General features: G+C 72.3%; 9 protein-coding genes. 6 read left to right on the forward strand and 3 right to left on the reverse strand.

Translation table 11 applies throughout. The features are described 5' to 3' along the window. Positions 1-97: 97 nt before the first annotated feature. Positions 98-2,419, reverse strand: coding sequence for a helix-hairpin-helix domain-containing protein (locus ACFU5K_RS29705; RefSeq protein WP_384067141.1), 2,322 nt, complete (start codon positions 2,417-2,419; stop codon positions 98-100). Continuing rightward, positions 2,416-3,399, reverse strand: a complete 984-nt coding sequence (locus ACFU5K_RS29710; RefSeq protein ID WP_384067144.1) for an aldo/keto reductase — start codon at positions 3,397-3,399, stop codon at positions 2,416-2,418. Before ACFU5K_RS29710 ends, ACFU5K_RS29705 begins: the two co-directional genes overlap by 4 nt. 144 nt (positions 3,400-3,543) lie before the next feature. Here ACFU5K_RS29710 and ACFU5K_RS29715 point away from each other — a divergent pair, with 144 nt between their 5' ends. Next, positions 3,544-4,596, forward strand: a complete 1,053-nt coding sequence (locus ACFU5K_RS29715) for an LLM class F420-dependent oxidoreductase (protein WP_384067147.1) — start codon at positions 3,544-3,546, stop codon at positions 4,594-4,596. 259 nt (positions 4,597-4,855) lie between these two features. Then, positions 4,856-5,644: a ferritin-like domain-containing protein gene (locus tag ACFU5K_RS29720; protein WP_384067150.1), complete on the forward strand. Its 789-nt coding sequence runs from the start codon at positions 4,856-4,858 to the stop codon at positions 5,642-5,644. A gap of 27 nt (positions 5,645-5,671) precedes the next feature. Here the strand turns inward: ACFU5K_RS29720 and corA are convergent, their stop codons facing one another. Further along, entirely contained in the window at positions 5,672-6,667 is a 996-nt protein-coding gene (gene corA, locus ACFU5K_RS29725) for a magnesium/cobalt transporter CorA (protein ID WP_384067153.1), read from the reverse strand. A gap of 44 nt (positions 6,668-6,711) precedes the next feature. Here corA and ACFU5K_RS29730 point away from each other — a divergent pair, with 44 nt between their 5' ends. The 4 genes from ACFU5K_RS29730 to mshC all read left to right on the forward strand — a co-directional run bounded on the left by ACFU5K_RS29730 (position 6,712) and on the right by mshC (position 10,330). After that, a complete protein-coding gene (locus ACFU5K_RS29730; RefSeq protein WP_384067156.1) occupies positions 6,712-7,422 on the forward strand; it encodes a histidine phosphatase family protein in 711 nt (236 codons plus the stop codon). Positions 7,423-7,526: 104 nt separating this feature from the next. Beyond that, complete coding sequence (locus ACFU5K_RS29735) at positions 7,527-8,117, forward strand: DUF3090 domain-containing protein (RefSeq protein WP_384067159.1); 591 nt, start codon at positions 7,527-7,529, stop codon at positions 8,115-8,117. Then, the gene (locus ACFU5K_RS29740; RefSeq protein WP_384067162.1) at positions 8,081-8,941 is read left to right on the forward strand and encodes an SCO1664 family protein; all 861 of its coding nucleotides are present in this window, start codon (positions 8,081-8,083) and stop codon (positions 8,939-8,941) included. The genes ACFU5K_RS29735 and ACFU5K_RS29740 overlap by 37 nt, the downstream gene beginning before the upstream one ends. Positions 8,942-9,100: 159 nt before the next feature. Next, positions 9,101-10,330: a cysteine--1-D-myo-inosityl 2-amino-2-deoxy-alpha-D-glucopyranoside ligase gene (gene mshC / locus ACFU5K_RS29745; RefSeq protein WP_384067165.1), complete on the forward strand. Its 1,230-nt coding sequence runs from the start codon at positions 9,101-9,103 to the stop codon at positions 10,328-10,330. Positions 10,331-10,373 lie beyond the last annotated feature (43 nt).

Genomic DNA, 10,373 nt, shown 5'->3' on the forward strand with positions numbered 1-10,373 from the left:
GGTGCGCTCGGCGCGCACCGGGGCCGTCGTCATGATCCGGCCGCTCACCCGGCGCGGACGTCGTCATCGTCCGGAGAAAGCAGGTCGGCAGTCGCGGCTACGAGGCGTCCGGAGTCGGCAGCGCCTCCAGTAGGGGGCGCAGCCGCGTCGTCCGCTCCTGGGCTGGGACCTCCGCCACCGCGCGGGGCAGCGCCTGGTCCACGCCGTGGACCACGGACAGGTGCCGCTCACCCCGGCTGAACGCGGTGTACACCCAGGGCCGGCTGAGCCCTCCTGCCGCATCGCCCGGCAGGACGACGATGACCGCGGGCCACCGCATCCCCGCCGCCTGGTGGGCGCTGAGCGCCCAGCCGTGACGTACCGACGTCTCCACCAGGTCCTGCGGCACGACGGCGGGTGTGCCGGAGCAGTCCAGGTGCAGGCCCTCGGCATCGGCGGAGACGACCGCACCAGGCACGGCCCTGCCCGGTGCGGGCACGTGGATCACGCGGTCGCCCGGGTCGAAGCCCCCGAACCGCCCCGGCCCCGGATTCAGCCGCTGCTTGAGTGCCGTGTTCAGCGCCGTCGTCCCCGCTGAGCCACCGTGCCCGACGGTGATCACCTGCGTGTCCGATGACGGTACGCCGATGGCACGCGGCACCGAGTCCGCGACGAGCTGCACCGTGCGGTGGACCGCCTCGCCCGCGTCGCGGACGGGCACGATCACCACCTCCCTGCCCGGCGCCTCGACCTGTGCGAGTTCCCCGATGCCGATGCCCGAGACCAGCTCACCGATCGGACCGGGGTCGGGCGTACGCGAGACCACGTGCGGGCAGGCGCGTGCCGCGATCACGTCCGCGAACACACGGCCGGCTCCCGCGGATGCCAGAACCCCCGGATCGCCGCTCAGCACGAGCCGCGTGCCGTCGGCGAGGGACTCCACCAGCATCGCGGCCGTCTCCACGTCGAGCTGCGGGGAGTCCAGGACGACCAGCAGATCGACGGCGAGCGCACCGTCCGCGTCCCGCCCGGGGCCCGCATCCCCGGAGAGCAGGGCGGCGAGGGTTACCGCGGCCTGCGGGTCGCCCACGGCCGCCGCCAGCCGGTTGCGCCCGTCGACGCTGTGCGTGGTGCCGACGGCACGCAGCCCGAGTCCGCGCGCGGCGGCGATCAGGGCCGCGGGCTCGGACCGGGCGCTCTCGCCGCCGCTGTGCGCGACCAGGCCCGCGGTCGCGGCGGTCCGGATCAGTTCGGCCGCCGAAGCCGATGGGGCACCGGCGGCGGCCTCCGCCCAGTCGGCGCCCTTCTCGACTGAGTTGACCAGCCTGGCCAGACCGTCGGCGAGGCTCTCCTCGGCCAGGGCGTACCGGTCGAGACCGAGCAGGACGCGCACCGGCGTACCGTCCTCCGCCCCGCCCTCGCAGTCCTCCACGGCGTCTTCCCGCTGACCGGCCGCCTCTTCCGTCTCCGTGCCGTCCTCGTCGTCCTCGTCGTCCTGGAAGACCAGCACGACGCCCTCGGCCACGGCGTGCTGGACGGCCGAGCCGGGGTCGGTCACCGCGAATCCGGCAAGTGCCGTGCGCACCTCGGCGGCGTCCAGGGCCGTGTGGCCCCGCAGCGCCGCCCGCTCCAGCAGCCAGCCCACCAGCGCCGCCGTGCGCCGCTCGTCGTCGGGGCCGCAGTCCCCGCCCAGCAGCGCCCGCGCGAAACCGTCCGCCTGCTCGGGGCGGACACCGGGCACCGACAGCAACTGCCAGGGGTCCTCCCGGAGGATCACGGCCGCCTGCTCGCCGAGCGTCACAGCCGCGGGACGCGCCAGCGCTTCAGGAGCCCCGCCCTCGGCGAGCACCGTCGCGGCCGATGCGGCCGCCTCCGGGGACGCGCCCCGCACGGCGGGTTGTTCGGGAGCCGTGGCCGACCGGGCGGGCGCGGGAGTGGCCTGTGAGGCAGCCCGGCGGGGCGCCGGCGCGGCCGCGGGCGAGTCGAAGAAGGCGGTACCCGGCTTCTCGCCGCTCTCCACGGCGCGCACGGCCGCGAGCAGATCGGCGGCCGGGCCGCTCAGCTTGGCGCCCGCCGCGACGGGACCCTCCTTGCCGGCCTTGCGCTGCTCGATCCGCAGGCGCAGCTCACGCTGCGCGGCCAGCTCGGCCGCGGCTTCCGACAACTCGGGGGTCGTCGCGGTCTGCGCGGCGTCCTGGTCGGTCTCCGCGCCCGCACCGGTCTCTCCCGGGGTCTCCGTGCCCGCTTCGGCGTCCTGCGCGGCCGCTGTCTCTTCCGCGTCCTGCGCGGGGCCGACGTCCTGTGGTGCGTCCGCACCGTCCGCGACCTCGGTGCCGTGCTCGCCGGGAGAGCGGGCCGCGGCCTCGTCGCCGATGCCCTCGCGGCCCTCGTCGTCCTCGGCGGCGGGGTCCGGGGATTCTCCCCGGGGAAGCGCAGTCACAGCGTGCTCCAGTCCTGGTCGGGATAGCGGTGCACGGGCGCCGACACATCGTCGAGCGCCTGGCAGATCTCGTCAGGAAGACTAAGCGCCTCCACTGACAACGCCTCGGTCAGCTGCCGCGCGTTGCGCGCGCCGACGACCGGGGCCACCACCCCCGGCCGGTCCCGCACCCAGGCGAGGGCGACCTGCAGAGGTGTCGTGGAGAGACCGTCGGCGGCAGTGGCCACCGCGTCCACGATCCGGCCCGCCGCCTCGTCGAGATAGGGCTCGACGAACGGAGCCAACTGCTCCGAGGCGCCCCGGGAGTCCGACGGGGTGCCGGTGCGGTACTTGCCCGTCAGCACCCCGCGGCCCAGAGGCGACGACGGCAGCAGCCCGACCCCGAGATCCAGCGCCGCCGGCAGCACCTCCCGCTCGACGCCCCGCTGCAGCAGCGAATACTCCATCTGGGTGCACGCCAGCCGGGTGCGCTGGCCGGGCGCGGCGAGCTGCCAAGTCGCGGCCTTGGCCAGCTGCCAGCCGCTGAAGTCGGAGACGCCCGCGTACCGTACGCGGCCCGACGACACCGCGAGGTCCAGCGCCTGCAGGGTCTCCTCCAGCGGAGTCACGGGATCGAACGCGTGGATGTGCCACAGGTCCACGTAGTCCGTCCCGAGCCGCCTGAGGGAGGCGTCCAGAGCGGTGAGAAGGTGTCCGCGCGAGCCGTCGAAGCGCCGGTAGGGGTCGGCCACGCTGCCGGCCTTCGTCGAGATGACCAGATCCTGCCGGGGCACCAGCTTGTCCAGAAGACGCCCCAGCAGGTTCTCGGCCTCCCCGCCGGCGTAGACGTCGGCGGTGTCCACGAGGGTGCCGCCGACGTCCCAGAAGGCTTTCAGCTGGTCGGCGGCGTCGTGCTCGTCGGTGTCCCGGCCCCAGGTGAGGGTGCCCAGCCCGATACGGGACACACGAAGGCCGGTGCGGCCGAGATGCCTCTGCTCCATGGGCGCTGAGATTACTGGCCAGGGCCCTACCCGGTGGAAGCCTGTGGACAACCGGGCGCCCGCGGGCGAGCCTGCCGGATTCCGGACCCGCGCGCTAGAGTCCCGGGCACAGGAACGTTACTGATCAGTAGAGGGAGCGTGGCTATGCGGCTCGGCATCAATCTCGGTTACTGGGGTGCGGGCATGGACGGCGACAACCTCGCCGTCGCCCAGGAGGCGGACCGGCTCGGCTACGACGTCTGCTGGGCCGCCGAGGCCTACGGCTCCGACGTGCCGACGGTGCTCGCCTGGGTCGCCGCCCGGACCGAGTCCATCGACGTGGGCTCAGCCATCATGCAGATCCCCGCCCGCCAGCCCGCGATGACGGCCATGACGGCGGCCACGCTCGACTCGCTCTCCGGGGGCCGTTTCCGCCTCGGTCTCGGTGTCTCGGGACCGCAGGTCTCGGAGGGCTGGTACGGCGTCAAGTTCGACAAGCCGCTGGCCCGCACCCGCGAGTACGTCGAGATCGTGCGCCGGGCCATGTCCCGTGAGCGGCTGTCCTACGAGGGCGAGCACTGGACCCTGCCGCTGCCCGACGGCCCCGGCAAGCCCATCAAGCTGACCGTCCACCCGCAGCGCGAGCACATCCCGCTGTACATCGCCGCGATCGGCCCCAAGAACCTCGAACAGACCGGCGAGATCGCCGACGGCGCCCTCCTGATCTTCCCGTCGGCCGAGCACATCGAGGAGACCGCGATCAAGCACCTGCGGGCCGGACGTGAGAAGGCCGGGAAGACGATGGACGGTTTCGACGTCTGCCCGACCCTGCCGCTGGCGATCGGCGACGACGTCAACGGTCTGGCCGACATGTTCCGCCCCTACACGGCGCTCTACGTCGGCGGCATGGGCAGCCGCAAGCAGAACTTCTACAATCAGCTCGCCCAGCGCATGGGGTACGAGAAGGAAGCGGCCGAGATCCAGGACAAGTACCTGTCCGGCGACAAGGCCGGCGCGGCGGCGGCCGTGCCGCACCAGCTCATCGACCAGACCACGCTGCTCGGCTCGGTGGAGCGGATCGCCGACCGGATGCGGGCGTACGCGGAGGCCGGTGTCACGACGCTGACGCTCGCCCCCGCCGGCTTCACGCTCGACGAACGCCTCGCCGCCCTGCGTGCGGGCACCGACGCCCTGGAGCGTTCCGGCGTCGCGGCGTAACCGCGTCCGCCGGGGAGCCGGGCCGAAGCGGGTGGGGGAGCGGGGGAGCACTAGGGCCGTGGTGGGGGCTCGGGGGTTCTCCCCGCCACGGCCGTCACAGGAACAACGCCCCGCGCGGCTCCCGGTTACGCCCGGTACCCCCTCAGGTCCGGGAGCCGGTGGCGCCCGTTCGGCCCCGTCCGGACCCGCTCGTGTTGCCTGCCGGCCCGTGCCGAATTTGACTGTGTCTCTGCGGACACCGGTGCGAAAGGTGGCAGGGATGCTCTCTGCAAAGAGTCTGTTCCAGGAGATCCTCGACAACGACGAGTCGTTCCGGCTGTTCTGCTCCATCGCCGCGGGCGGCGAGGCCCAGGGCGGCTGGGAGAACGGACGCATCGCCGCCCTGATGCCCCCGGGACTGCGTGAGCTTGCCCCAAAGGCGGCCCGGCACGGCGCCGACGAGGACAAGCACGGCCGGATCTTCAACGCCCTGCTGAAGCAGCGCGGACTCCAGGCCGTGTCGGTGCCCTACGAGACCGACTACACCCTCCTGCTGGAGCGTCACGGCATCGGCCTGGCCCACGACCGGCTCAGCCGCGAGGAGCCCCTCACCGAGCGGGACATCATCGTCTACCTGGCCCACAGCAGGGTCACCGAGCAGCGGGCGTCCGAACAGATGCGGCTCCTCCTGCGCCACTTCTCCAAGCACCCCGTGCTCGGCCGCGCGGTCAGGATGATCTCGCGCGACGAGGACAACCACCTCGCGTACTGCCACGAGGAACTCCTGCGCCTCGCCAGGGCCGGACACGGCCGGACGATCCAGTCGGTCCTGCGCGAGTGCGCCCGCGCGGAGATCCGCGTCTACCGAGACGTCAGCCTCGCCGTCATGCGTCACATGGGCGGGGTGCTGCGCTGGTCCCGCGCCAGGAGCGCGATGCTGGCCTCCGGCATTCACGCGGTGTACGCGTACGAGCGGATGGTGGGCTGGCAGCGGATGGTGAGCCTGCGCCAGCCCGCGCTGCGGGACGCGCTCGGGAGCCCGGCCGCCCCGGAGACCGAGTACGCCTGACAAGCACGGGGCCGACGACCACGGGGCCTACATCCAGCCGCGGCGCTTGAACATGCGGTACAGGCTGAAGACCGCGACGCCCATCAGTGCGACCACCGTGGGGTAGGTCCACACCCAGTCGAGTTCCGGCATGTGCTCGAAGTTCATGCCGTAGATGCCCGCCACCAGGGTCGGCACCGCGGCCATGGCGGCCCAGGCCGAGATCTTCCTCATGTCGTCGTTCTGCCGCACACCGACCTGCGCCAGGTGCGCCGAGAGGATGTCCGAGAGCAACCGGTCCAGACCCTCCACGTGCTCGACGGCACGGGTCAGGTGGTCGTTCACGTCCCGGAAGAACGGCTGCGAGCCCGTGTCGACGAACGGCACACCCGCGCTGGAGAGCCGGGCCATAGGACCGCTCAGCGGGTTGGTCGCCCTGCGGAACTCCAGCACCTGTCGCTTGAAGGTGTAGATGGCCGCTGCCGTGTTCGTGGTGTCGCGGGAGCCGGTCGGTGCGAACACCTGGGCCTCCAGCTCCTCCAGGTCGACCTGGAGCTCGGCGGCGACCTCGATGTAGTGGTCGACCACCGCGTCGCTGACCGCGTACAGCACCGACGTGGGCCCGTGCTTGAGGACCTCCGGCTCGGCCTCCAGACGCCGCCGTACCGCAGCCAGCGGCGCGCCCTCACCGTGGCGCACCGTGACCACGAAGGAGTCCCCTATGAAGAGCATCAGCTCCCCGGCGCTCACGGTGTCGCTCTCCTGCTCGTAGACCACCGGCTTGATGACCACGAACAGGGAGTCGTCGTAGATCTCCAGCTTGGGCCGCTGATGGGCGCGCAGGGCGTCCTCGACCGCCAGGGGGTGCAGTGCGAACTCACTGGTGACGTGTTCGAACTCCTCCTCCGTCGGCTCGTGCAGCCCGATCCAGACGAACGCGTCGCCCGCGGCCCGCGCCTCGTCCAGGGCATCGGAGAAGTCGGCAGGGCCATCGGTCCTGCGCCCGTCCCGGTAAATTCGGCAGTCGACGATCACCTGCGGCATTCTTCCCCGCCCGCACGCTTCCACGCACCTTTACGCTGGCAGGCATGCCCACGCTCATCCTCGTACGCCATGGACGCTCGACCGCCAACACCGCCGGAGTGCTCGCCGGACGGACTCCGGGGGTCTCCCTCGACGAACGCGGCGCCGCGCAGGCCGCCGCCCTCCCGGGCCGGCTGTCCGGCATCGCCCTCGCTGCGGCCGTCAGCAGCCCCCTGCAGCGCTGCCGCGAAACCCTCCAGCCGCTCCTGGACGCCCGTCCGGACCTCGTGTCGCACACGGAGGACCGGATCAGCGAGTGCGACTACGGGGAGTGGTCGGGCCGCAAGCTCGCCGAGCTCTCCGACGAACCCCTGATGAAGGTCGTCCAGCAGCATCCCTCGGCCGCGGCGTTCCCCGGCGGTGAGTCCATGCGGAGCATGCAGGCGCGTGCCGTCGAGGCGGTGCGCGAGTGGAACGCCCGTATCGAGGCCGAGCACGGCGATGACGCCACCTACGTCATGTGCTCGCACGGGGACATCATCAAGGCGATCGTCGCCGATGCCCTCGGCATGCACCTCGACCTCTTCCAGCGCATCCACGCGGACCCGTGCTCGGTCACCGCGATCCGCTACACCAGGCTGCGGCCCTTCCTCCTCCGCCTCGGCGACACCGGCGATCTCGCGTCCCTCGCGCCGCGGGAGCAGGCTCTCGGGGCCGACGCGGCGGGTGACACGACCACGGATGCGGCCGTCGGGGGCGGTGCTGGGGCGCCGTGATCGCTCCGCGCAGTAGGGTGGACGGGCCGTAGCGGCCTCGTGGGAAATCCCGCAGGGGCCGGGGCCGACCCCCATTCACCATCACTTTTCAAGGGAGACAGGACGTGTCCCGTCAGGTATTCCTCTACGACCCCCCGGACCGTTTCGTGGCCGGTACGGTCGGGCTGCCTGGCCGCCGTACGTTTTTCCTGCAGGCGACCTCCAGCGGACGGGTCACGAGCGTGGCCCTGGAGAAGACCCAGGTCGCCGCGCTGGCCGAACGGATCGACGAACTCCTAGACGAGGTCGTCCGGCGGACCGGCGGCAACTCACCCGTGCCGGCCGTCGCACCCATGGACGTCGCCGACACCGCCCCGCTGGACGCCCCCGTGGAGGAGGAGTTCAGGGTCGGCACGATGGCGCTCGCCTGGGACGGCGACGAGCAGCGCATGATCGTCGAGGCGCAGGCCCTCGTCGAGCTGGACGCCGGCTCCGACGACGACCTCGCCGAAGCGGAGGAAAGGCTCCTGCAGGACGAGGAGAACGGCCCGCCGATGCTCCGCGTCCGGCTGAGCGGCGCGCAGGCACGTGCCTTCGCCAAGCGGGCCCTGGACGTCGTGAACGCGGGCCGCCCGCCCTGCCCGCTGTGCAGCCTCCCCCTAGATCCGGAAGGACACGTATGCCCGCGCCAGAACGGATACCGTCGCGGAGCCTGACGGAGGCCGGACTGCGCACCCTGCTCGCCGAGGGTGAGCTCACGGTCCTCGGGCAGGTCAGGGGCGCGTCGAACGCGGTGCTCTACTGCACGGTGGCGTACGAGGGTGAGGAACGCACCTGCGTCTACAAACCGGTCGCCGGGGAACAGCCGCTGTGGGATTTCCCCGACGGCACCCTCGCCCAGCGTGAGGTCGCGGCCTACGAGATCTCCGAGGCCACCGGCTGGGGCCTCGTGCCCCCCACAGTGCTGCGCGAGGGTCCCTACGGCGAGGGGATGTGCCAGCTCTGGATCGAGGCGGAGGAGGCCACGGACGGCCTCCCCGACGAAGCACACGGACTGCCGCCGCTCCTCGCGCTCGTCGAGGACGAGGAGCCGGGTGACGGCTGGAAGGCGGTCGGGTTCGCCGAGGTGGGGGAGGGGCGGACCGCGCTGCTGGTGCACGCGGACGATCCCCGGCTGCGCAGGCTCGCCGTGCTGGACGCGGTGATCAACAACGGGGACCGCAAGGGCGGGCACCTGCTGCCCGCGCCCGGCGGCCGGCTGTACGGCATCGACCACGGCGTCACCTTCAACGCGGACGACAAGCTGCGGACGCTGCTGTGGGGATGGGCGGGCGAGCCGCTGACGGAGGAAGCCGCGGAGGTGCTCGGCCGGCTGTCCGCCGGTCTGGCCCCCGGTACGGCGCTGGCCGCCCGGTTGGCGGAACTGATCACGCCCGCGGAGCTCGACGCCCTGCGGGCACGCGTGGACGCTCTGCGTACGTCCGGGCACCACCCGCAGCCCAGTGGCGAGTGGCCCTCGATCCCCTGGCCCCCGGTCTGACGGACGAGTGTGCCGCGCGCATGGTGCCGACGGAGGGACGCCGGGAGGCGATGTGGAGGAAGGGACAGCCGGCGGACGCGTTTCGCGCAAGACCGCCTCTTCGGCCCCGATCCGCCATCCGGTTCGTATCCGGAAGCGTCGTCCGGTTACGCTCATGACATGCATGCCTGGCCCGCTTCTGAGGTCCCCGCCCTGCCTGGCAAGGGCCGCGACCTTCGGATCCACGACACCGCGACCGGCGGACGGATCACCCTTGACCCCGGTCCCGTCGCCCGCATCTACGTCTGCGGCATCACGCCGTACGACGCGACCCACATGGGTCATGCGGCGACCTACAACGCGTTCGACCTCGTCCAGCGCGTGTGGCTCGACACCAAGCGGCAGGTTCACTACGTCCAGAACGTGACCGACGTGGATGATCCGCTGCTGGAGCGGGCCGTGCGCGACGGCGAGGACTGGACCGAGCTCGCCGAGCGCGAGACCACCCTCTTCCGGGAGGACATGACCGCTCTGCGCATGCTTCCCCCGAAGCACTACATCGGGGCGGTGGAGGCGATACCCGGTATCGTCCCGCTCGTCGAACGCCTCCGGGACGCGGGCGCCGCCTACGAACTCGACGGCGACGTCTACTTCTCCGTCGAGAGCGACCCCCACTTCGGAGAGGTCTCCAACCTCGACGCCGAGGCGATGCGGCTGCTCTCCGCCGAGCGCGGGGGAGACCCGGAGCGTCCCGGCAAGAAGAACCCGCTCGACCCGATGCTCTGGATGGCCGCCCGTGAGGGCGAGCCGAGCTGGGACGGGGGCACGCTCGGCCGCGGCAGGCCCGGCTGGCACATCGAGTGCGTCGCGATCGCGCTGGACCACCTCGGCATGAGCTTCGACGTGCAGGGAGGCGGCTCCGACCTGGCCTTTCCGCACCACGAGATGGGGGCCTCGCACGCCCAGGTGCTGACGGGCGAGCACCCGTTCGCCCGCGCCTACGTGCACGCCGGCATGGTCGCCCTCGGCGGCGAGAAGATGTCCAAGTCCAAGGGCAACCTGGTCTTCGTCTCGGCCCTGCGCCGGGACGACGTCGACCCCGCGGCGATACGCCTCGCCCTGCTCGCCCACCACTACCGGTCCGACTGGGAGTGGACGGACCAGGTGCTCGCCGACGCGGTCGAGCGCCTTGCGCGGTGGCGTGCAGCCGTCTCCCGGCCCGACGGACACTCCGCCGAGGCCCTGGTCGAGGAGGTGCGGGAGGCGCTTGCCGACGACCTGGACGCCCCGGCCGCCCTCGCCGCCGTGGACCGCTGGGTGGCCCGGCAGAACGCCGACGGAGGCACGGACGAGGGCGCGCCCGGCGTCGTCTCCCGCACCGTGGACGCCCTGCTCGGTGTCGCTCTGTAACGCGTCGAGCGCCAGAACGGCCCCGGGCCCCGCGAGAGATCGC

Origin of the sequence: Streptomyces sp. NPDC057428, from assembly GCF_042803195.1 — a bacterium.
Taxonomy (GTDB): domain Bacteria; phylum Actinomycetota; class Actinomycetes; order Streptomycetales; family Streptomycetaceae; genus Streptomyces.

Coding starts and splice junctions, on each gene's coding strand:
- ACFU5K_RS29715 (WP_384067147.1), top strand. CDS start 3,544: ATGCGGCTCGGCATCAATCTCGGTTACTGGGGTGCGGGCATGGACGGC.
- ACFU5K_RS29730 (WP_384067156.1), top strand. CDS start 6,712: ATGCCCACGCTCATCCTCGTACGCCATGGACGCTCGACCGCCAACACC.
- ACFU5K_RS29710 (WP_384067144.1), bottom strand. CDS start 3,399: ATGGAGCAGAGGCATCTCGGCCGCACCGGCCTTCGTGTGTCCCGTATC.
- mshC (WP_384067165.1), top strand. CDS start 9,101: ATGCATGCCTGGCCCGCTTCTGAGGTCCCCGCCCTGCCTGGCAAGGGC.
- ACFU5K_RS29720 (WP_384067150.1), top strand. CDS start 4,856: ATGCTCTCTGCAAAGAGTCTGTTCCAGGAGATCCTCGACAACGACGAG.
- corA (WP_384067153.1), bottom strand. CDS start 6,667: ATGCCGCAGGTGATCGTCGACTGCCGAATTTACCGGGACGGGCGCAGG.
- ACFU5K_RS29740 (WP_384067162.1), top strand. CDS start 8,081: ATGCCCGCGCCAGAACGGATACCGTCGCGGAGCCTGACGGAGGCCGGA.